Source organism: Arthrobacter sp. TJ-254, assembly GCF_058269175.1.
In genome coordinates, this window is record NZ_JBZCNF010000003.1 from 539,598 (window position 1) to 560,865 (window position 21,268).

19 protein-coding genes are annotated in these 21,268 nt (G+C 69.2%); 12 read left to right on the plus strand and 7 right to left on the minus strand.

Annotated elements, in window-relative coordinates; all coding sequences use genetic code 11:
* Nucleotides 1–45 precede the first annotated feature (45 nt).
* From AC4D14_RS11150 to AC4D14_RS11160, 3 genes are all read left to right on the plus strand, one after another.
* On the plus strand, nucleotides 46–1,218 hold the full coding sequence (locus AC4D14_RS11150; RefSeq protein ID WP_490902276.1) for a Gfo/Idh/MocA family protein: 1,173 nt from the start codon (nucleotides 46–48) through the stop codon (nucleotides 1,216–1,218).
* A gap of 16 nt (nucleotides 1,219–1,234) precedes the next feature.
* Nucleotides 1,235–1,606, plus strand: coding sequence for a VOC family protein (locus tag AC4D14_RS11155; protein ID WP_490902278.1), 372 nt, complete (start codon nucleotides 1,235–1,237; stop codon nucleotides 1,604–1,606).
* A gap of 66 nt (nucleotides 1,607–1,672) precedes the next feature.
* Nucleotides 1,673–2,698: a lipid II:glycine glycyltransferase FemX gene (locus tag AC4D14_RS11160; protein WP_490902280.1), complete on the plus strand. Its 1,026-nt coding sequence runs from the start codon at nucleotides 1,673–1,675 to the stop codon at nucleotides 2,696–2,698.
* On the opposite strand, the gene manA is transcribed toward AC4D14_RS11160, so the two are convergent.
* The 4 genes from manA to AC4D14_RS11180 are packed head-to-tail and all read right to left on the minus strand — an operon-like array spanning nucleotide 2,667 to nucleotide 7,300.
* Complete coding sequence (manA, locus tag AC4D14_RS11165) at nucleotides 2,667–3,956, minus strand: mannose-6-phosphate isomerase, class I (RefSeq protein ID WP_490902281.1); 1,290 nt, start codon at nucleotides 3,954–3,956, stop codon at nucleotides 2,667–2,669. The genes AC4D14_RS11160 and manA overlap by 32 nt on opposite strands.
* 31 nt (nucleotides 3,957–3,987) lie before the next feature.
* The gene (locus AC4D14_RS11170) at nucleotides 3,988–5,577 is read right to left on the minus strand and encodes an LCP family protein (RefSeq protein ID WP_490902283.1); all 1,590 of its coding nucleotides are present in this window, start codon (nucleotides 5,575–5,577) and stop codon (nucleotides 3,988–3,990) included.
* Nucleotides 5,574–6,077, minus strand: coding sequence for a 5-(carboxyamino)imidazole ribonucleotide mutase (purE, locus tag AC4D14_RS11175; protein WP_490902399.1), 504 nt, complete (start codon nucleotides 6,075–6,077; stop codon nucleotides 5,574–5,576). Before purE ends, AC4D14_RS11170 begins: the two co-directional genes overlap by 4 nt.
* A 23-nt stretch (nucleotides 6,078–6,100) precedes the next feature.
* The gene (locus AC4D14_RS11180) at nucleotides 6,101–7,300 is read right to left on the minus strand and encodes a 5-(carboxyamino)imidazole ribonucleotide synthase (RefSeq protein WP_490902284.1); all 1,200 of its coding nucleotides are present in this window, start codon (nucleotides 7,298–7,300) and stop codon (nucleotides 6,101–6,103) included.
* A 222-nt stretch (nucleotides 7,301–7,522) separates the two neighbouring features.
* Here AC4D14_RS11180 and AC4D14_RS11185 point away from each other — a divergent pair, with 222 nt between their 5' ends.
* The gene (locus AC4D14_RS11185; RefSeq protein WP_490902285.1) at nucleotides 7,523–8,089 is read left to right on the plus strand and encodes a GtrA family protein; all 567 of its coding nucleotides are present in this window, start codon (nucleotides 7,523–7,525) and stop codon (nucleotides 8,087–8,089) included.
* Between the two features lie 92 nt (nucleotides 8,090–8,181).
* On the opposite strand, the gene AC4D14_RS11190 is transcribed toward AC4D14_RS11185, so the two are convergent.
* Entirely contained in the window at nucleotides 8,182–8,937 is a 756-nt protein-coding gene (locus AC4D14_RS11190; RefSeq protein ID WP_490902286.1) for a TIGR03089 family protein, read from the minus strand.
* A gap of 334 nt (nucleotides 8,938–9,271) precedes the next feature.
* On the opposite strand from AC4D14_RS11190, the gene AC4D14_RS11195 reads away from it, so the two are divergent.
* Genes AC4D14_RS11195 through AC4D14_RS11205 form a run of 3 tightly spaced genes read left to right on the plus strand, consistent with a single transcriptional unit; the run spans nucleotide 9,272 to nucleotide 15,032 of the window.
* On the plus strand, nucleotides 9,272–9,850 hold the full coding sequence (locus AC4D14_RS11195; RefSeq protein WP_490902287.1) for a WhiB family transcriptional regulator: 579 nt from the start codon (nucleotides 9,272–9,274) through the stop codon (nucleotides 9,848–9,850).
* A gap of 2 nt (nucleotides 9,851–9,852) precedes the next feature.
* The gene (locus AC4D14_RS11200; RefSeq protein WP_490902400.1) at nucleotides 9,853–13,314 is read left to right on the plus strand and encodes a glycosyltransferase; all 3,462 of its coding nucleotides are present in this window, start codon (nucleotides 9,853–9,855) and stop codon (nucleotides 13,312–13,314) included.
* Nucleotides 13,311–15,032 carry a DUF5719 family protein gene (locus AC4D14_RS11205; RefSeq protein ID WP_490902288.1) on the plus strand — a complete coding sequence of 574 codons (1,722 nt, stop codon included), beginning with the start codon at nucleotides 13,311–13,313 and terminating at the stop codon, nucleotides 15,030–15,032. Before AC4D14_RS11200 ends, AC4D14_RS11205 begins: the two co-directional genes overlap by 4 nt.
* A 69-nt stretch (nucleotides 15,033–15,101) precedes the next feature.
* On the opposite strand, the gene AC4D14_RS11210 is transcribed toward AC4D14_RS11205, so the two are convergent.
* Nucleotides 15,102–15,572 carry a metallopeptidase family protein gene (locus AC4D14_RS11210; protein ID WP_490902289.1) on the minus strand — a complete coding sequence of 157 codons (471 nt, stop codon included), beginning with the start codon at nucleotides 15,570–15,572 and terminating at the stop codon, nucleotides 15,102–15,104.
* Nucleotides 15,573–15,682: 110 nt separating this feature from the next.
* On the opposite strand from AC4D14_RS11210, the gene AC4D14_RS11215 reads away from it, so the two are divergent.
* The 4 genes from AC4D14_RS11215 (at nucleotide 15,683) to AC4D14_RS11230 (ending at nucleotide 19,300) form a co-directional block, all read left to right on the plus strand.
* On the plus strand, nucleotides 15,683–16,072 hold the full coding sequence (locus AC4D14_RS11215) for a DUF3499 domain-containing protein (RefSeq protein WP_490902291.1): 390 nt from the start codon (nucleotides 15,683–15,685) through the stop codon (nucleotides 16,070–16,072).
* A 99-nt stretch (nucleotides 16,073–16,171) separates the two neighbouring features.
* Nucleotides 16,172–16,405, plus strand: coding sequence for a Trm112 family protein (locus AC4D14_RS11220; protein WP_490902292.1), 234 nt, complete (start codon nucleotides 16,172–16,174; stop codon nucleotides 16,403–16,405).
* A 12-nt stretch (nucleotides 16,406–16,417) separates the two neighbouring features.
* On the plus strand, nucleotides 16,418–17,917 hold the full coding sequence (gene ahcY, locus AC4D14_RS11225; RefSeq protein WP_490902293.1) for an adenosylhomocysteinase: 1,500 nt from the start codon (nucleotides 16,418–16,420) through the stop codon (nucleotides 17,915–17,917).
* 114 nt (nucleotides 17,918–18,031) lie between these two features.
* On the plus strand, nucleotides 18,032–19,300 hold the full coding sequence (locus AC4D14_RS11230) for a L,D-transpeptidase (RefSeq protein WP_490902294.1): 1,269 nt from the start codon (nucleotides 18,032–18,034) through the stop codon (nucleotides 19,298–19,300).
* A gap of 46 nt (nucleotides 19,301–19,346) precedes the next feature.
* Here AC4D14_RS11230 and AC4D14_RS11235 read toward each other — a convergent pair whose 3' ends face one another.
* The gene (locus AC4D14_RS11235) at nucleotides 19,347–20,147 is read right to left on the minus strand and encodes an RDD family protein (RefSeq protein WP_490902296.1); all 801 of its coding nucleotides are present in this window, start codon (nucleotides 20,145–20,147) and stop codon (nucleotides 19,347–19,349) included.
* A 102-nt stretch (nucleotides 20,148–20,249) separates the two neighbouring features.
* Here AC4D14_RS11235 and AC4D14_RS11240 point away from each other — a divergent pair, with 102 nt between their 5' ends.
* Nucleotides 20,250–21,242, plus strand: coding sequence for a stage II sporulation protein M (locus AC4D14_RS11240; protein ID WP_490902297.1), 993 nt, complete (start codon nucleotides 20,250–20,252; stop codon nucleotides 21,240–21,242).
* Nucleotides 21,243–21,268: the final 26 nt, after the last annotated feature.

Here is a 21,268-nt window from a genome sequence, read left to right on the forward strand (position 1 = left end):
CCATCTCCGCCCGAAGGACACCTACCGCGAGCGAGGACGCCGACAGTGACTACTCCAGCGAACCCTGGCGCAAACCCCGGAGAACGCCCGGCCCGGCCGCTGGGCGTCGCCGTAATCGGGTACGCCTTCATGGGCAAGGCCCACTCCAACGCCTGGCGGAACGTGGCCAGCTACTTCGATGTTCCGGCGTTCGAGCAACGGGTCCTCGTGGGGCGCGACGCCGACTCGGTGGCCGACGCCGCGATGCGCTACGGCTGGCAGGAATCCGAGACCGACTGGCGCCGGATCCTGGACCGCGACGACATCGACATCGTCGACATCTGCGCACCGGGCTGGCTCCACGCCGAAATCGGTGTGGCAGCGCTCGAGGCAGGCAAGCACGTCCTCGTTGAGAAACCGCTGGCCAACACGGTTGCCGAAGCCGAAGCGATGGTCGCTGCAGCCCGCTCGGCGCGGGACCACGGCGTCCAGTCGATGGTCGGGTTCAACTTCCGCAGGGTTCCGGCCCTGGCCCTGGCCCGCAGGTTCATCGCCGAGGGCCGCCTCGGGGAGATCCGCCAGGTGCGCACCGCCTACCTCCAGGACTGGCTCACCGATCCCGAATCCCCGATGGTGTGGCGCCTGATGAAGGAAAGGGCCGGCTCGGGGGCCCTCGGTGACATCGCCTCGCACGCGATCGACCAGGTGCAGTTCCTCCTAGGAGACACGGTGACCGAGGTGTCGGGCAGGATGCACACCTTCGTCGGTTCCCGGAACGGGCCCGCGGGGCCGCAGGAGGTGACGGTCGACGACGCCGTCTGGGCCACAATGTCGATGGCCGGCGGCGCCATCGCCAGCGTGGAGGTGTCGAGGATGGCCTTCGGCAGGAAAAACGCGCTGCGCATCGAGGTGTTCGGCACCAAGGGTTCACTGGCCTTCGACTCGGAGTCCCTCAACGAGCTCTCGTTCTTCGACGGCGGGCGCGACGCCGCTGCCCAGGGCTTCACCCGCGTGCTCGTCACCGACCCTGACCACCCCTACCTCGAGGCGTGGTGGCCGCAGGGGCACCTGCTGGGGTGGGAACACTCCTTCACCCACCAGCTCAGCGAGTTCCTGACCGCCGTCGGCGCCGGAACCAGTCCGAGCCCGTCCTTCGAGGACGGACTGCAGATCCAGCGCATTCTTGCCGCCATCGAAGCCAGCGCCAGGGACAAGAGCACCCTGGTCCGGCTGCCCTAACCGGAAGGAAACGACAATGGACTGGAAAATCGAACTGGTTCCCGTGCCTGTATCCGACGTCGACAGGGCAATCCACTTCTACGTGGACCAGGTGGGGTTCGTCCTGGACCACGACCACCGGGTGAACGAGGACCTGCGCTTCGTCCAGCTCACCCCGCCCGGTTCGGCCTGCTCGGTGGTGATGGGGACCGGTATCACGCCGATGGCGCCGGGTTCGCAGCAGGGCATCCAGATCGTGGTTCCCGACGCCGACGAAGCGCTCGCCCACCTGCGCGGGCGCGGGGTTGAGGCGACCGGCGTCGACGACCAGCCCTGGGGCAGGTTCGTTTACTTCACCGACCCCGACGGCAACGGCTGGAGCCTGCAGCAGATCGTAGCGGCAGGCTGAGCAGACCCCTTCGCGTCCGGGGCCCGGGTGGGCAGGGTGCCCGGGGGAGGCCGATAAGGTTGGGGTATGAACCTCTCCCTTACTTTGTGCTTCGACCGTGCCCGCTGGGATGCGACAGTGAACTCCCACAACGGGCATCCCCAGCAGCTGTGGGGGTGGGGCATGACGAAGGCGGCCCACGGGTGGTCAGTCGACCGCGTGGAGGTCTTCGAGGACGGGAACCTCGTCGGATCGGCCCAGATCCTCCTGAAAAAGCTCCCCTTCCCGCTGCGCAGCCTCGCCTATATCCCGCGCGGGCCGCAGGCGGCACCGGGCAGGGAACCGGAGGTCCTCGACGCGCTCACCGGGTACGTGCGCTCCGCGCACCGGTCCGTTGCACTCTCCATCGAACCGGACTGGAACGCCGGGTCCGGCCCGGCCGCGCAGCTGCCGGCTGCGGGCTGGAAGTCCAGCACCAACACCATCCTCATCGGCCGGACCCTGATCCTCGACCTCTCGCTCTCGGAGGAGGAACTGCTCGCCGGGATGAGCAAGAAGCACCGCCAGTACATCCGGAAGTCGGCCAAGGAGGCCCTCGACTACCGCAGGGTCACCCGCGGCGAGCTCGCCCAGTGCCTCGCCGTCTACCACCAGACCGCCGAGCGGGCCGGGTTCGGCATCCACCAGGACGGCTACTACCTCGACATCTTCGACAACCTCGGGGATGCCTCCCCGGTGTACGCGGCGTTCAGCGGCAGCGACGTCGTCGCGTTCCTCTGGCTCTCGGCAAGCACCGGCACCGCGTTCGAGCTGTACGGCGGCATGACCGACGAGGGTGAGCGGCTCCGCGCGAACTACGCGCTGAAGTGGTTCGCCATCAGGGAGATGAAGGACCGCGGCATCTCCCGCTACGACTTCAACGGGCTGCTCAACGACGGCGTCTCCCGTTTCAAGATGGGCTGGGCCGGTCACGAGAACCAGCTCGCCGGCACCTGGGACCGGCCGCTCTCACCGGCGTATCCGCTCTTCGCGTCGGCGCTGCCGCTCGCCAAGAAGGGCCTCCAGCGCGGCCGCAGGGCCGTCAAGCAGGTTGCCTCCCGCGTTCGACGCTAGGGCCGGCGACGGTCACGGCGAACGCGGCGGCACCGCCGGAGGCATCCCCGCCGGCGGGCCGGACGAGGACCGGGGCTTCGTTGGCGGGAATGAAGGCGCTCTGGCCCCGGGTGAGCAGCAGGTCGGACTTGGGGGAGTCGAGCAGGATCGACCCCGACACGGCGAGCACCACGGTGGGCCCGTTCTGTGCGAGCGGGACGTGCGACGGCGCAACGCTGTCCGGTTCCCCGCTCACCGGGGAGAGCTCGATGCGCTGCAGCTGGAACTCGTCGAACGGCGGGCGGTAGAGCTCCTGCCCGAGGATCGTGGTCTCGGCGGCAAGCGCCGGTGGGGCAAGCGGTTCGAAGACGACGGTGCGCAGCAGCTCCGGCACGTCAACGTGCTTGGGGGTCAGCCCTCCGCGCAGCACGTTGTCCGAGGAGGCCATCACCTCCACGCCCAGCCCGCTGAGGTAGGCGTGGATGTTTCCCGCCGGCAGGTAGAGGGCCTCTCCCGGGTTGAGGCGGACGCGGTTGAGCAGCAGGGCCACGAGCACGCCCGGGTCGCCGGGGTACTGGGAGCCAAGCTCGGCCACGGTGGCGAGGTCGGCAGCCGGCGCCGGATCCGGGGCGCCCGGCGCGGCGACTGCGGCTTCGACCGCCGCGACGACGTCGGACCCGGCGGAGAGCAGCATCTCGAACGCCGACCGCAGGCCTTCGGGGCTGCCCGATTCAAGCTCCGAGGCAACGGTCGTGAGCAGGTCCCCCTCCTCGGAGTCCGGCTCGCAGATCCCGGCGAGGTACGTGAAGACCGCCGCGGCTTCCCGCACCGGGCGGAAGCCGCACAGCGCGTCGAACCGGGTGAGGGCGAAGATCATCTCGGGCTTGTGGTTGCCGTCCTTATAGTTTCGGTTCCCGGCGTCGGCCGGAACGCCGGCCTTTTCCTCGGCTTCGAACCCGGCCGCGGCCTGCGCCGGGTCGGGATGCACCTGCAGCGACAGCGCCGACTCGGCGGCGAGCACCTTCATCAGGTACGGAAGCCGCCCACCGAAGCGTGAGGCCGTTGCGGCGCCGAGGGTGCGTTCCGGGTCGGCCCCGATCAGGCGGTCGAGCGGAACCTGTTCCCCGTCGGGCAGTGTGGCCACTGAGGGGGAGTCGGGGTGGGCTCCGATCCACAGTTCCGCCTCGGGGCCGCCCGAGGGCTCCCGGCCAAGGAGTTCGGCGATTGCGGTGGGAGAGCCCCACGCGTAGGGGCGCAGCGTGTTGTCCAACAGGTACATGGGACTCTCCTCCGTGGCTCGGGCTTCTGGGTCAGGCTGGGGAACATTCTCCATTGTTTGCGAGAAGCGTGCTGAGCGTCGCGTCGTCACCGATCGTGGCGAGCTCCTGGAGGTACGCCTCGGTGATCCCTGACTCTGGTGCCTGTGCCGGGACTGCCGGGCCGGTCAGCGCGGTCCTTTCCGCCTGGAGCACGCCGGCCCCGGCCGCCGAGGGATCGTCTCCGCTCGCGGACGCCAGCTCCTCCTGGACCCGGGAGTGGATCTTGGGGAACTCGGGGTAGGTGACGAAGTTGTCGGCGGGCGTGCCGAAATCGGGTGGGCCGATGGTCAGGCGGCGGGTTTCGTGGTCCTTTGCCTTAAGCGCGAGGTCAACGAAGCTGCCGAGCTGGTCCTGGGGGATGTCAGTCTCAACGATCTGCGTTCCCGCGGCGGCGATCGACTGGAAGCGGGTCAGCAGCGTCGCCGGATCGAGCTGGGCGATCATCGCCTGCTGGACGCACTGCTGGCGGGCGATGCGGTCGTAGTCCGTGACGAACTCACGCGAACGGGCGTACCAGAGCGCGTGGTGGCCGTCGAGGGTCTGGACGCCTGGTGGAATCCAGCCTTCGGGCGGGTAATGGCGCACCGGGTCGGTCCCCGGGATGTCCGGACCCGAGATCGGAACCCAGCCCCCGGCGTCGATCCGGATGCCCCCCATCGCGTCGATGAGCTTCTCAAAGCCGGTCATGTCGACGAGGAGATACCCCTGCACCTCAAGGCCGAGCACCCCTGACGCGGCGTCCATCATGGCTTCGGCTCCCGGATCGGCGCTGTCCGGGTAGAGGTCTGCGTAGTTCTGCGACACCGTCGTGTAGAGGCTGTTGATGATGCACTCGTCGCCGCAGTTGTACCCGTCCGGATACACCTCGTGCAAGGGCGAGTCCTCGGGGAACGGCGCGTTCTGGAAGTTGCGCGGGATGCTGAATGTCACCGTCGCGCCGGTCTTCGCGTCGACGCTGATGACCGAGATGCTGTCGGGGCGGCGTCCGGTGCGGTCCTCCCCGGCATCGCCTCCCATGAGCAGGAAGTTGTAGCGTCCGTCAACCGGATCGAAGGCGGGCCCGGCCTGGAAGATCGAGCCGACGGTGGAGCGGCCCACCCCCAGCAGGTACGCGCCGTACGCGAGCGAGCCGCTGGTGATGACCATGAGCCCGGCCATTGCGGCTGCCACAAGGGGGCGCACGCCGCGCTCGAGCAGGGGCGGACGAATGATCCGGAGCGTGTTGATGAACAGCAGGGCCCAGCACGCGGCAAGGACGAGCAGGACGGACATCAGGGCAAGGGAGGACCAGGTGTTTGTCACAACGCTCACGGCGAACTGGCGGTTCGCGAGGGCGGCGAGCACCCCGGCGATCACGGCGGCCCACACGACGAAGGTCACCCGCAGCGCCTTCCGCCCAAGGGTGCGGTTCCCGGCGACGACCTGTGCCGAACCGGGAAGGAAAAGGGTAAGGGCCAGCAGGAAGAAGGCACGCTTGGTGCGCACCGCCGGGGGAGCGGACTGGGGAAAGCGGACGGGGTTCGTCAGGCGTCCCGGCGCGTCTCCCACGGGGCCCTGTGCGGGCCGGATGCCTGTGATCATTTCGACTCCGCAGCCTGCTGCGGGGCGCGCTCCCGGAGGGCCGCCCCCTTCCGGACCGCGGTTTCCTTGAGTGAAGCGGCAAAGGCGTCGAGGTCCTGCCGCAGTTTCCCTGCGGCTTCACCCTCACCTGCGGCAAGGACGCGCACCGCCAGCAGGCCGGCATTGCGGGCACCGCCGATCGACACCGCGGCCACGGGCACGCCCGCGGGCATCTGCACGATCGACAGGAGCGAGTCCATTCCGTCGAGGTACTTCAGCGGCACGGGAACCCCGATCACCGGCAGGGGGGTGACGGAGGCGAGCATCCCGGGCAGGTGCGCTGCCCCGCCTGCACCGGCGATGATGACCCGCAGGCCCCTCCCCGCGGCCCGCTGGCCGTACTCGATCATTTCAACGGGCATCCGGTGTGCCGAAACCACGTCCGCCTCGTAGGGGATGCCGAACTCCTCGAGCGCCTCCGCGGCAGCTTTGAGCACGGGCCAGTCGGAGTCCGACCCCATCACGAGTCCTACCAGGGGGTTGGTCACTGATCTTCCTTCCAGGAGTTCCCGCCGCCGGGCGCGGTGCGCTGATCGTTCCCGTCGCGCAGGACGGCGGCGGTTCGGGCGGCACGGGCCCGGACGACGTCGAGGCTTTCACCCGGGGCGCCGACGGCGTTGACATGGCCGATCTTGCGGCCCGGGCGGACCGACTTGCCATAAAAGTGCACCTTAGCGGACGGCTCGGCCGACAGCGCGGCGCGGTAGGCGCTGAAGATGTCGGGGTTTGCGCCCCCGAGGTAGTTCTTCATGACGACAACCGGACCGGTTGCCGCGGTGTCGCCGAGCGGCAGGTCAAGCACCGCGCGCAGGTGCTGTTCGAACTGGCTCGTCACCGACCCGTCGATGGTCCAGTGCCCGGAGTTGTGCGGGCGCATCGCGAGCTCGTTGATGAGGAAACCGGCCGGAGAATCGGGGGTTTCGAAAAGTTCGACCGCCATGACGCCGGTGACGCCGAGTTCGTCCGCGATGCGCAGCGCGGCGGCGGTCGCCGCCTGGGCGGTGGCAGCGGGAAGCCCCGGCGCGGGAGCGATCACTTCGTCGCAGACGCTGTCCACCTGGATCGACTGCACAACCGGCCAGGGCCTGCTGGCTCCCGACGGCGTCCGCGCAACGAGCACCGAGAGCTCCCGGCTGAAGTTCACGAATTCCTCGGCGAGCAGCGCCGAGCCCGTGAACCAGCCCGCGGCGGAGGGAAGATCCTCCGGCGACCTGAGGACGAGCACGCCCTTGCCGTCGTACCCGCCGCGCGGGGTCTTGAGGACGACCGGCCACCCCGCCGCATCGCCGAACCGCGCGAGCGAGTCGAGGTCGCTCACCGCAGCCCACCGGGGGTTGGGCAGGCCAAGGCCCTCGACGGCGCGCCGCATGAGCAGCTTGTCCTGGGCATGGGCCAGGGCTGCGGGCGGAGGCTGCACGTTCACCCCTGACGCGGCGAGCTTCTCGAGCAGCTCACCCGGCACGTGCTCGTGGTCGAATGTCAGGACATCGACCCCGGCGGCGAACGCTCCGAGCGCGTCCGCGTCGGTGTAGTCGCCCACCGTCGAGTGGGCCACTGCGGCAACAGCCGAAACGTCGGGGCCTTCGGCGAGGACACGGAGTTCAAAGCCCAGTTCGACCGCGGGAACTGCCATCATGCGGGCGAGCTGGCCGCCGCCAACCACGCCGATTACTGGAAAAGTCACCCCCTCAGGGTACCCACCCTCGATGGAATCGCTGGGATCGGCCCGTTGGCTGGGAGGAAGTTCTGAGCCAACGCGCAGAAACGGCACGTAAAATGGGAGTTTGTACGCCGGATGGACGGCCCCGGCGCCCCGGGGCCCCCTCGGCGCCCGACCGGCTCCGCCGGCATTGCGGCACAAACCGCTGCATCATCGCCGCACGAAACCCTGTACCCGGAGGTCAGATTGTCACTACTCGCAGAGCGCGTCCGGGGCCTCGCCTCTCTTTTCTGGCGTGAGGTGGCGAAGTTCGGAGCCGTCGGCGGAGTGGCATTTGTCATAGACAACGGGTTGTTCTGGTACCTCATTCACGGACCGATGGCCGACAGCGAGGTCAAGGCGCGCTTCGTATCGGCTTCCATCGCCACGGTGTTCGCGTGGGTGGCCAACAGGTACTGGACGTTCCGGCACCGGAGGCAGGCCAATCCACTTCGTGAACTGTCAATGTTCGTCCTGATCAACGTGATCGGCATGGGGATCGCCGCCGGCTGCGTGTGGATCGCCAAGTATCCGCTCGACATCTCCGACCGAGGGCTCCTTTTCGCCGCGGGGATCGCCGGAACGGTCCTCGCCACTGTGCTGCGCTTTGTCGCGTACCGCTTCTGGGTCTTCAATGCCGAACTCGACGAGGATCCCGCCTTCAGCCACGACCACGAACTCCTCCACCTTCCCGGCGGAGCCCCCGCAACCGCTCAGGAAAGCGGGGACGGCGCCCGCACCCGGGTGCCCGTCGCCGAACCGACCGACTCCTAGGCTTCCCGGCTCCTGCGATCCGCAGGGGACAGCGCGCTCCCGGCGCCGCACCGGCCCAATGGCCGCAGGGCCCGCGGCGGGACCGGGGTGATTCAGCCGGAAACCGGAGGAAAGGCCGCATGGACTGTGACCTTTTCGCCGGCAAGCAGGCTGTCGGAGACGGGCACCTCGGGATGGGTGAGAATCAGCGTTCCCTCCGACTCCCACACCCGAAGCGCCGCCGCAAGCGCCTGAACCAGGGTTGCGTCGGAGGGGAGCAGCACGACGCTGCCCGGTGCGTGGCCCGCGCCGTAAACCTCAGCCAAGGCGGCCGCGCTCAGTTCGCCCGCCCCCGTCCCGCTGATCAGGGGCGTGCCGGGTGCCTGCGGCACGGCGTCGACGAACACGTCGCCGTGCGCCCGGACCTCGGCGGCGTAGTCAACGGCCCCGGCGGGGAGCGCCGAGGGCCAGCGCATCTCGAGGGCTCCCAGCGCGACGGCCACAAGGATCGCGGGCGCCCGGGCCGCGCCGCCCTCGGCGGAACTCACGACGATGTCGGCACGGGAGCCGCCGCCGGGCCCGCCGTCCTCTCCGGTGGGATCACCGGGCAGAACGACAGCGCCGACCTGCCAGCACGCCATCGCCCAGACAAGGCTCTTCCAATGGACCGGCAGGTCAAGCCGCACCCGGGTTCCAGGGCCCGCGTCGAGTTCATCGACGAGGAAGTTCGAGGTCTTGGCGACCCAGTTGTCGAATACCTTTCCGGAGAGCTCGACGCGTTCGTTGGGGCCGTACCAGACGAGGCGGGGCGAAGAGGCCGCCGAACGCAGGCGTGAGAGGAGGACATCGGGAGTGGCGGGCTGCGGCATGGGTTCGGTCTTCCTGTTCGTCCGGCGGCGGAGTAGAGTCTGACGTGTTACAAAAGTGCCTGGTGGGGCGGGTTTGCTCACTGGTACGTTAACCAGCATAGAATTCTTAGGGCGTGCAGCGCTTTTCTCCGGTTCCCGGGCGACGCGCGGACAATTCTTGAGGAATTTCCCAGCGTGGCGTTCATCAGTTTGCTGGACATCGTCTGTAAAATTCCCACCCCCGCTTGACTCTGACGTATTACACCCTTGTAATTAGGTATCGGATTTAATCCAGCACTCCGGCGCAAGCGTCGCCCGGATTGACGCTGGGATGGGGACACCGGGAAGGCTGGTCATGGGGCAATCGGAACGCATCGAGGAACAACCAACTATCGCAGCGCAGGCTTCGTCGCGCTACGGCTCGCGGGGTGTTCCCGATGACTGGTTCGTTGACCCCGCCGATCCTGGTGCGGCAGAGCGCTACCGCGAAGACTCCCGGGCCTCACTCGAGGAGCAGGCAACGGCCTTCCTCTCCGCGCACGAGGCGCTCGCCGACCTGCCGGACGTCGAGCAGGGACCGAGCAGCCTGCTGGTGCTGCCGCAGCGCGACGACTGGTCCACTGCCGCGCCGGTACTGCCTGAGGTTCCCTCCGAGGACTCATCGAAGGCCGTCTGGATCGGGTTGCCTTCCCGCAACAATTTCGATGACGAGGGCGAGCTCGGCTGGCAGTCCGATGCCCTGTGCGCGCAGACCGACCCCGAAGCGTTCTTCCCCGAAAAGGGTGGATCGACCCGCGACGCCAAGAAAGTCTGCGGCGCGTGCATGGTGCGCTCCGAATGCCTCGAATACGCGCTCGAGCACGATGAGCGCTTCGGCATCTGGGGCGGACTGTCCGAGCGTGAACGCCGCCGGCTTCGGAAGCGAGCAGTCTGATTCTGCTCGATGTCCGCGTAACCGCCGTTGTCGTAGCCCACAACGGAGCACAGTTCCTTCCAACAACACTTGAAGCGCTGAGCCGCCAGAGCCGGCCCGCAGATTTCCACGTCGGAGTGGACACGGGGTCCACCGACGATTCCCCGTCGATCCTCCAGCTTCGCCTTCCGGTCGGCAGCCCCGTCGTCGGTGCCTCCTCCCGCGGTGGTTTCGGAGGTGCGGTGAGGGCCGCCCTGCCGCAGATACCCGCCCAGCGGGACGCCCCGCAGGGAACCACCAGCCAGGACTGGCTCTGGGTGCTTCACGACGACTCGGCGCCCGAGCCCACCGCACTCGAGGAACTGCTGCTGGCTGTTGAACGGGCACCGTCGGTGACGGTCGCCGGAGCAAAGCAGGTGGCCTGGTACAACCGGCGGGAGCTCGTCGACGTCGGGCTTTCGATCAGCCGCTGGGCGGAACGCCTCACACTGATCGACGTCGATGAGCACGACCAGGGCCAGTACGACGCCCGCAGCGACACCTTCGCCGTGAATTCCGCCGGAATGCTGATCCGGCGCGACGTCTTCGATGCGCTCGGCGGTTTCGACCCCGCCCTTCCGGGAGTCGGGGACGACGTCGACTACTGCTGGCGCAACCGCCTGGCGGGCCACCGGGTAGTGGTTGTCCCCGCGGCGGTCGTGCGGCACGCCGGAGACCGGAGTGCCGCGACGGCGGGCCCCCGGGCCGCGCGCAGGGCCGAGGTGTTCCTTCGGCTGAAACACGCCGCGGCGTGGAAGGTCCCTTTCCTTGCCGTTGGCGCCGTGCTCGGAGGCGTCGGCAGGCTGCTCTTCGGGCTGCTCGCCAAGGACCCCGCCTACGGGATGGGCCAGCTGGTGGGATCCCTTGCCGGCGTGCTCCGGCCCCTCGTCCTCTTCCGGTCCCGGCGCAGCGCCGGCCGCACCCGCACGCTTCCCCGCGCCGTCGTCCGGCCCCTGCTCACGCCCCGCCGGGAGGTGTGGGCCCACCGCCGGTCGGTGCTCGAGGCCTTCACCGCCCGCGGTGCCGTCGCGGGGGGAGGGACTGCCCGGCCCGAAGAGGACGTGCCGGCCGGGGACAGCAATGATGACTTCGCGGCGCTCGGCGCCCCGGCAAACCCCTGGGCGGGAGCGGGCGCGCTCGCGGCCTTCGCCCTGCTCCTCACCGTTTCCGTCGCCGCCCTGCACCGCTGGGTCGGCGCGCCCGCCCTGACCGGGGGCGCGCTCCTTCCCGTCTCGGAGTCGCCGGGAGCCATCTGGGACAACGCCTCGGCCTGGTGGAGCCAGGTCGGCACCGGTGCCGCCGGTCACGGAAACCCGTTCTCCTACGTTCTCTGGGTCCTCTCGCTTCTGGGCATCGGCAACGCCAACGCCGCGGTTGTCGCAGTAATGCTGCTTGCACTGCCGCTGGCCGGCCTCAGCGCCTGGTTCGCCGCAGGGGCACTGACCCGTTCGCGCGGACTGCGGTTCTGGAGCGCCCTGTTCTGGGCCGCCGTGCCGGCTGCCCAGGTGGCCCTGGGCAGCGGAAGGCTTGGAGCGCTCCTCGCCCACGTGCTGCTTCCGCTGGTGCTCCTTGGAATGGTGCGCGCCGTAGGCGGAGCCGTGCAGGACCGCCAGCAGGGGGAGATCGCGTCAAAGCCGGGCAGCAACGGTGTGCCAAGCTGGACGGCCGCCGCGGCGGCAGGCCTGCTCCTGGCAGCGGCAACCGCCTCGGCGCCGTCGCTGCTGATTCCCGTGGCCCTCGGGGTGCTCGGGACGAGCCTCTACCTGCGGCGCAGGGCGAAGACCCTCTGGTGGTCCCTCCTCCCCGCAGCAGCGCTCTTCATTCCCTTCGCCGCATCGGCGGTCAACGAGCCGCGCGGCGTCCTTGGGGACCCCGGGGTGCCGCTTGCGTTCACTGCGGCGCCGTTGTGGCAGCAGGTCCTCGGCTACCCCGCCGCGTTCGATGCCCTACAGCCGCCCGCAGCAGCCGACTTCCTTGGGACGGGCCCGTGGGCGCTCGGGGCCGCAGTCCTGGTCGGGGCGCCGGTGCTGGCCCTCGCCGCAGCCTCCCTGTTCCGCACCGAGCGCCGCGCCGCCGCCCTCACCGCCTGGTCGATGGCGCTGCTGGCCCTCGCCGCAAGTGCAGCCTCCGCCTTCCTTCCCGTTGCCGCAGGCCCCGACTCCCTGATCCCGCCGTTCCCCGGGCCGCTCGTCTCGCTCTTCATCCTGGCCGCGCTGTGGGCGGCCCTGATCGGCGCCGACGGGATCCTCGACCGCGAGGGCATGCCCGCCCGGCGCGTCCCGGCCCGGACGCTGCTGGCCGCCGGGGCGGTGCTGTTGGCCCTGGGCCCGGTGGCAAGCCTCGGCCTGTGGGGGCTCCAGCAGTTCAACCACACCGGCAGCGCCTCGGCGGCAGCCCCGGCCGGCGCGGTCCAGCCCGACGGTACCCCGCCGGCGGGCCCCGCCGATCCTGCATCGGCCGGTACACGCCTCGGTGCCGAGATGCTCGTCGTCCCGGGGGTCTCCCGCATCCTGCCCGCCACCGCGGCCGACCGCGGCAACGGCCCCGACCGCACCCGGACGCTCGTGCTGAGGACGGACGACGCCGGAGCGGTGAGTGCGTTCCTCATGCGCGGGGGAGGCACAACCCTCGACGCCCTCTCACAGCATTACGCCGCGCGCAGCGTCCACGGAGCCGCCGGCTCGGCCGGAATACGCGCCGACGACGAAGCGACCACAGCCCTGCGCACCACCGTTGCCACAATCGTCGCCGGCACCGGGGTCGATCCCCGGGCCGAACTGACCGGACTCGGTGTGGGCTACGTTGTCCTGCAGCAGTCGGACACCGCGGCCGAGCTGCTCGCTGGCCGCATCGACGCGGTTCCCGGCCTTACGGCCGTCGGAAACACCCCGTCCGGCTGGCTTTGGCGCGTAGCGCCCGCGGCGGACGTCGACGGCACCGAAGACGCGAGCGCCCGCACGGCACGGGTGCGCATCCTCGACGCCGACGGCCGCCCCGAAGCGATCGTCCCCTCCAACCCCATCACCGTCGACGCGCCGATCCCCGCCGGATCCGAAGGGCGAACCCTCGTCCTGGCCGAGCGGGCCCATCCGGGATGGCGGGCAACCCTCGACGGGCGGGCCCTCGAGGGCGCCTCCACAGGCTGGAACCAGGTCTTCTCCCTTCCCCCCGGCGGCGGCACCCTGACCGTGAGGTTCGTCAGCCCGTGGCAGCCCTGGGCGGAGACCGGGCAGGCAGTTGTGCTGCTCATGACCGTGCTGCTCGCCATACCCATCCCCTCCCGCCCCCGGTTTGTGCGGGTTCCCCCGCGCGGACCGGGCCGGGCCGCGCCCTCCGTGACGGAACGGCCGAACCCCGCTCCGCAGCACGCGGCCGACGACGGCGGGCAGGTCGCGTCCCCAGGAAAGAAGCTCGTGAGCTTGAGCGGCGGAAAGACAACCCCATGACCAACGACACCCCGCCGGCCCGGCCCGAGACACCCGGCACCCCCGAGACCGACGGCACCCCCGAGACCGACGGCATTCCGAACACCCCGCCGGGCAGCGGTGCCGCAGCGGCCGCCCGGAGCACCCGCCAGCACGGGCTGCGCGGCACGGCCGGCGTGGCCGCAAGCGTAGTGCTCCTCGCCGCGACGGCAGCGCTTGCTTCGGCGTCGTCGTACCTTGTGCCCGACCCCTCGGCCATGCAGCACCGGGCGCCGGCCGTGGAGGTCCCCGCCGGCGACTACACGGCGGTGTGCCCCGGCCCTCCGAGGCTCCTCGCCGACGCCGGGAGCGCTGATCCCGAGTTCAGCCCCGTGTCCAAGACGGCCAAGACCCGGGTCAGCGCCATGGTCCTCGGCGACCTCTCCGGAACGCTGCCGGGCAGCGCGCTCTACCCACTCGGTCCCGGCGACCCGCTCACCGTCCTCTCGAAGAGTCCGGAAGGCGCGTCGCCCGACGCACCACCGGCCAGCAGTGACGAGGACGGGCTGACCAGCCGGCGGGCCGGAACCCTCGGCGGCACCGCGGTGAAGGCGCCGTCGGTCTTCCGCGCCGAACCGCACGGGACGCAGACCCCCGTGGCCGGGGCAATGCTCAGCTATACCGCAGGCGACGGTGATCTCCGCGGCCTCGCCGCTGCCCGCTGCCAGACGCCCTCGAACGACTTCTGGATCCTCGGTGCGGCAACCACCGCAGGCAGATCCTCGGTGCTGATCCTGTCGAACCCCACCGAGACCCCGGCCACCGTCGACCTCGAGCTGCGGGGCGCCTCGGGCCCGATCGACGCCCCGGGCGGCGCCGACCAGCTTGTTCCACCGGGCGAATCGGTACAGCTCGTGCTCGGCGGCCTCGCCGCAAACCAGGAGGACCTGGCGGTCCGCGTGCGCAGCAGCGGCGGGCGGGTCGCCGGCGTGATCCAGCAGAGCGTGCTCCGCGGCCTCACCCCGGGCGGGGTCGAGCTGCTGACGCCCACCGCTGCCGCCTCGGCCAGCCAGGTGGTCCCCGGTGTCGTCCTTCAGGACGCAGGCAAGGCCCGGAGCCTTCGGGAACGCAAGGGCTGGGAAGACGCATCCGCCGAGGTGCAGGTGCTCGTCCCCGGCACAAGCGATGCCGTGCTCGATATCCAGGTCTTCGGCCCCGACGGCCGGAAGGAACTCAGCGGAGGCGCCGTTGTCACGGCTCCGGCCGGGTCGGTGAGCAGCTTCGCCCTCGACTCGCTCCCGGCCGGCAGCTACACGGTGGCGGTGACCTCCGATGTTCCCGTTGCCGCAGCAGCCCGGGTCATCCTCGGGAGCACCCCCGGCAAGCCGGTCGACTTCGGCGGCGCCGTCTCGGCCGAGCGGGTCGGCAGCGACTCGAGTGTCGTCTTCGCCCAGGGAGTCGACTCAGCCCTCGTCTTCGGCGCCCCCGCCGGACGCTCCGAGATCACCCTGACCCCGGTGGGGGAGGGCGGCAGGCTCGGAGCCGAGCAGGTCATCAGCATCGCCGGCGGAACCTCGGTCGTCGTGCCCGCCTCAGCCCTCGGCGCCGGGACCACCGCCGCCATCCTCAACGCATCGGGGGATCCGGTGTTCGGAGCGCAGATCAACACGCTTGCGCGCGGGGCGTCGGGCATCGCGGTCAGTCCAATTCCAGCAGGCAATACGGGAACGCAGAGCATCCAGGTGACCCTGGGTTACTGAAAACCTGCTGGGACGCTTAGGGGACGCGCTCTCCGCCAAACCGGCTGGCCGGAGCTGTCCGGCGCCGGCTCAGGCCTGGGAGCGGCCGTAGGCGGGGTCGACCGCTTCGGGGGCCATCCCCAGCAGCTCGGCGGCCTGCTCAACCACGACGTCGTGAACCAGTTCGTTGACCGGCATGACGCCCTTGGCAGCCATCTCCACGGGATGGCGGTACACGGTGATCGCCGCGGGGCGCCCGGGGGTGGCACGGGTCGCGGCGCCGAGCAGGTCGCGCAGCTTCTCGCGTGAAATCTCCTCAAGGCCGTCCGGAATCTCCTGGACCACGATCTGGAGATCCTGGATGCGGTCCCCCCAGAGCCGTTCAAGGCGCTGGGCAGACTCCATCACCCACTCGTCGAACTGCTCGGAACGGGTGCGGAAACCGGGAAGGTGCGACCCGATGAGGTCGCCGCGCAGTCCCCGTCCCCGACGGTTTCGACGGCGTTCGAAATAGGAGCGTCGCGCCCCCGCGCCCGCCGGGTCCGGCTCCGTAAGGTTCACCGAAAATGTTGATCCATCCCGCATGTATCGACTGTATGCCCAATGCAATGCCATTGCACTCCCGGGAGCCCTCCCCGGATTTCGCTTCCCAACCGGTAGGCTTCAGGATCGTGGGATCCATCCGTCAATGTTCACGATCAGCCTGCCAGCGCCCTGCGTTCGCCACGCTGACCTATGTCTATGCCGACTCCACAGCTGTGCTCGGCCCGCTGGCTACCTACGCGGAGCCTCACTGCTACGACCTTTGCGCACTTCACGCGGAGAAACTGACAGTGCCCCGGGGGTGGGAAGTGCTGCGCCTGGTCCTGCCGGCCACCCTTCCCGAACCCAACCCTGACGACCTCCTGGCCCTGGCCGACGCCGTACGCGAGGCCGCCGCCGACCGCGCGCCCGAGGCCGGCTCGCCCGCCGCCCGTGCCACCAAGACGCCGCTCGACCCCCCGGCCGACGGGCTCGGCGCCCGGCGCGGGCATCTGCGGGTCCTGCCAGAACAGCAGTAACGGGGCCGGCCCGTCCAGGATTCCCGCCGCGGCGGCACCGGGCGGTAGTCTTAAGCGGAGCGATTTTCCCCAGTTGTCCCCTCCAGAAAGCCAGGGCCCATGGCACCTTTGTCCAAGCAACTGCTCGAGGTGCTCCGCTGCCCGCTGACGGGTTCCCCGCTGGTCGAGCGCGACGGGTTCCTCGTCGCGGTCATGCCGGGTAAAGCAGGCGAGCTTTCAAGCTACCGGGTCGAAGAAGGCATCCCCGTGATGCTCCACTCCGAACCCTCTCCGGACGGGCCGACCGACTCCGCGGCGGAAGCCCCCGGCACCGACACCCCCGCACAACCCTAGGAATCCTCTCCAATGACTTTTGACTACAAGATCGCCGACCTCTCCCTTGCGGAGGCCGGCCGGCACCAGATCCGCCTTGCCGAGCATGAAATGCCGGGACTGATGGCCCTGCGCCGCGAGTACGGCGACTCCCAGCCGCTGAAGGGAGCGCGGATCGCCGGATCCCTGCACATGACTGTGCAGACGGCGGTCCTCATTGAAACCCTCACGGCGCTGGGCGCCGAGGTGCGGTGGGCCTCCTGCAATATCTTCTCGACCCAGGACGAAGCCGCAGCCGCGGTCGTCGTGGGATCAGGGACGGTCGAGGAACCCGCGGGCGTTCCCGTCTTCGCCTGGAAGAACGAGACGCTCGAAGAGTACTGGTGGACGGCCGCCCAGATCCTCACCTGGCCCGGACAGGCCGAGGGCCTGGGCCCGAACATGATCCTCGACGACGGCGGGGACGCGACGATGCTCCTCCATAAGGGCGTCGAATTCGAAGCCGCAGGCGCCGTGCCCGCCAACCCCGCCGAGGGCGACGTCGACTACTCCCACGAGTACACGGTGTTCCTCGACGTGCTGCGCAGCACCATCGAGACCGAACCGCGGAAGTGGACCGCCGTCGCTGCCGGCATCAAGGGCGTCACCGAGGAAACCACGACCGGCGTGCACCGCCTGTACCAGCTGGCCGCCCAGGGCAAGCTCCTCTTCCCTGCGATCAACGTCAACGACTCCGTCACCAAATCGAAGTTCGACAACAAGTACGGGATCCGGCACTCACTTCCCGACGGCCTCAACCGGGCCACCGACGTCCTCATCGGCGGGAAGGTCGCCGTCGTGTGCGGCTACGGCGATGTCGGCAAGGGCGCTGCCGAGGCCCTGCGCGGCCAGGGCGCCCGCGTCATCGTGACGGAGATCGATCCGATCTGCGCCCTGCAGGCCGCAATGGACGGCTACCAGGTGGCCCGCCTCGAATCGGTCCTCGGCCAGGGCGACATCTTCATCACGACAACCGGCAACAAGGACGTCATCCTCGCCAGCCACATGGCCGGAATGAAGCACCAGGCGATCGTGGGAAACATCGGGCACTTCGACAACGAGATCGACATCGCCGGACTGGCGAAGACCGATGGCATCACCCGCATCGAAATCAAGCCGCAGGTCCACGAGTGGGTCTTCCCCGCACGCGAGGCCGAAGGCACTCCGGCCCACTCGATCATCCTGCTCTCCGAGGGACGGCTGCTGAACCTCGGCAACGCCACGGGCCACCCGTCGTTCGTCATGAGCAACTCCTTCGCCAACCAGACAATCGCGCAGATCGAACTGTTCACGAAGGCCGGCAAGCTCCGCGCCGAGGGCACCCCCGAGTACGAGAACCAGGTCTACGTACTGCCCAAGATCCTTGACGAGAAGGTTGCCCGGCTCCACCTGGGCGCGCTCGGCGTCGAACTGACCGAACTCACCAAGGGGCAGGCCGAGTACCTCGACATCGACGTGACGGGGCCGTACAAGCCGGATCACTACCGTTACTGACGCACCGCGGGGCCCTGCATTGTTCACAGTTTGTAATCTCTGCTGCGCCGGTTCAGCGCCCCTGCCGCGTAAGATCGCGGTGGTCAGCTTTCTCAAGGGAACAGGGTTGGGCGTATGACGCATGGAACACACCAGGGACAGTCCGGCCGCAGGGCCGTGAAAATCGTGGCTTTCGCAGCCGCGGGCATGGTGGTCGTCGGCGGGGGTATCGGCATCGCAGTCGCCGCACCCTGGAACAGCGGCGCCGCACCCCTGTCCACCCCTGAGGTGTCGCACAGCTCGACCCCGGACAGCCCACCCTCGGCGACACCGAAACCGGCTCCGAAGAAAGCAACGGTCGGCGTCACCCCCACCGACGGCGCCCTGGCCGTGAACCCGGCAACGGTCGCCGAGATCAAGGTCAGGAACGGAACGCTCGAGGATGTCCAGCTCGCTCCGAGCGCGGGGGGAGAACCCATAGCGGGCGGGCTTTCAGGCGACGGATCCTCCTGGAAGGCCATGGAACGGCTGGCCTTCAACACCGCGTATTCGTTCACGTTCACGGTCGTCGACTCCGCAGGGGCGAAGACGTCAAGCGAGAAGAGCTTCACCACCGTCGAACCGGCCAACGAGGCCGACGCGGCGCTCTTCCCACTCGACGGCTCCACCGTTGGCACCGGCCAGCCCCTCGAAATCAACTTCAGCGAACCCGTGACCAACCGCGACGCTGTCGAAAAAGCAATCAAGGTCACGAGCACCAGCGGGCAGACCGGGGCGTTCTACTGGCTGAGCGACACCAAGGTCCGTTACCGGCCCCAGGAGTTCTGGGCGCCGAACAGCACGATCACCGTTGACATGAAGTTGTTCGGCGTCGAATTCGGCAATTCGATGATCGGGAACTTCGACCGGACGTTCACCGTCAAGACCCACAACACCCGCCTGGCCGTTGTGGACAACAAGACGAAAACCATGAAGGTCTACCTCGACGGCAAGCTCGACCGGACCTTCCCCATCACCCTGGGCACCGAGGAATGGCCCTCCACCGTGGGCTACCACGTGGTCATGGAAAAGTACGAGTCGACCAAGTTCACGGCGGAATCGATCGGGCTCAAGCCCGGCGACGACGCCTACTACCCTCCCACGGTGGTCAAGCATGCCAGCCGGCTCAGCAACGGCGGGGCGTTCGTGCACGAGGCGCTGCCCGCGGCGCAGGTGGCCCTCGGGCAGTTCAACGTCTCGCACGGCTGTGTCGGAATGTCCCCTGAAGGCGCCGAATACTTCTACAACACCTTCAGCGCAGGGGACGTGGTGCAGATCCTCAACACCAACTACGGCCCCATGTACGTCCACGACGGGTTCGGTGACTGGAACCTCTCGTGGGAGGAATACTCCTCCCAGCCCTGACCGGTCCCGGCGCCCGTGGCGTCCGGTCCAGGGCAGCGCCGTATCGTCAGCTGAACGGAAGCCGGTGCAGCCGCTGGGCCGCCTCCGCCGCCCGGGCCTTCTGCCGGGACAGCGCGCTGTAGTCCCGCTCGCGGCGTGCCGCGATGACGGCGTTGAGGAACTCCTCGGCGGAGGTGCCGGCCGGGGGAGCAGGAGCCACATGCGGGCTCATCTCGTGGGCCAGGTCCATCGCGAGCGCGGTCCGCGAGAGCGGGTTCAGCCGGGGCGCCTGGGCGAGGAACTGTGAGGCCCGCCGCGCGAGGGACTCGGGGAGCCGCCCGATGTCGGCGGTCGACGCCCACTGCTCAAGCCCTGGCGGCATGTGGGCGGCGACCCGCGGCTTCACCACCACCCGCTCCCGCATCGAGTAGGTCCCGGCGAGCAGGTCCCCGAGGCGCTTCGAGCGCTCGTTGAACAGTGCGACAACAAACGCGAGCGAACCGAGCAGCAGGTAGATTTCAAGGACCGCCAGCATGCCCCGGATGAAGGCGTGCCGGAAGCGGATGGCGCCGCCGTCGTCGCGCACGATCCGCAGGCCCGTAACCAGCCGGCCCAGGGACTTGCCGCGCGTGAGCGTCTCGACTGTCACCGGGAGGATGAGGAACACCAACAGGACGAGCACCAGTCCGATGGTGCGGGTCAGCGCCGGGTCGAAGACGCCCTCGAGCGTGCCGCCGACCAGCATCAGGATTCCGAAGAGCAGAAGGACCTGGGCGACGGCGTCAATGAGGGCGCTCAGTGCGCGGCCCGCGAAGCCTGCCGGCCGCAGTTCGAGCACCACGGCCTCGCCGGTGACGACCTGGTTCACAGCGGTTCCCCTCTTCCTCGCGCACCGTCCATCTCCCGGACGGGCCGATGCGGCGTTTCCGGTGCAAGCCTAACCGCCCCCGCGACCCTATATGGTAGGCGCATGGACGTCGACGCCTTCCGCGAAGTGCACCGCCCCGACTGGGAACGGCTTGATGAACTGGTACGGCGGCGCCGCTTGGCCGGTGAGGAATCCGACGAACTCCTGACCCTCTACCAGCGTGTCTCGACCCACCTGTCGATGATCCGCTCCGTCGCTCCGGAAAGTGCGCTCTCCGGGGACCTCTCGATGCGGCTCTCCCGGGCACGGACCCGGTTCACCGGTGCGCGCTCGGACTTCCTCCAGGACATGGCACTGTTTTTTGCTGCATCGCTGCCTGCGGCGTTCTACCGCATCCGCTGGCTGACCGTCGTCGTCGGAATCCTGTTCCTCGGCGTCGCGTGGCTCTATGGGTTCTGGGCCGCCACAACGCCTCAGGTCATCGCCGCGCTGGGCACCGACGAGGAACTCCGCCAGTACGTTGAGGAAGACTTCGTCAACTACTACTCGGAGAACCCGGCGGCGTCGTTCGCCGGCGCCGTGTGGACGAACAATGCGTGGATTGCGCTCCAGGCCGTCGCGTTCGGCGTCACCGGGATCTGGGCGCCGTGGATCCTCTACCAGAACGCGCAGGGCCTTGGCCTGGCCGGAGGGATGATGGCAGCCTACGACCGGATGGATGTGTTCCTGATCTACATCCTCCCTCACGGGCTTATGGAGCTGACAGCCATCTTCATCGCGACGGCGGCGGGCCTGCGCCTGTTCTGGGCCTGGGTTGCCCCGGGCCGCCGGCCGCGCGCCTCGGCGCTCGCCGCTGAAGGGCGCGCCCTCATCACCGTCGCTCTGGGGCTCGTCCTTGTGTTGTTCGTTTCGGGGCTCGTCGAAGGTTTCGTCACGCCCAGCATGCTCCCTGCCTGGCTGCGCATCACGATCGGCGCGCTGGTGCTCGCCGCCTACTGGGCCTACACCCTTATCCTCGGCCGCAGGGCGGTCCGGGCCGGGCACACCGGGGACCTCGCGCGCATCGACAGGGGCGAAACACTCAGGACGGCGTAGGACCGCGGGGAGCCTCCGGCACGGCG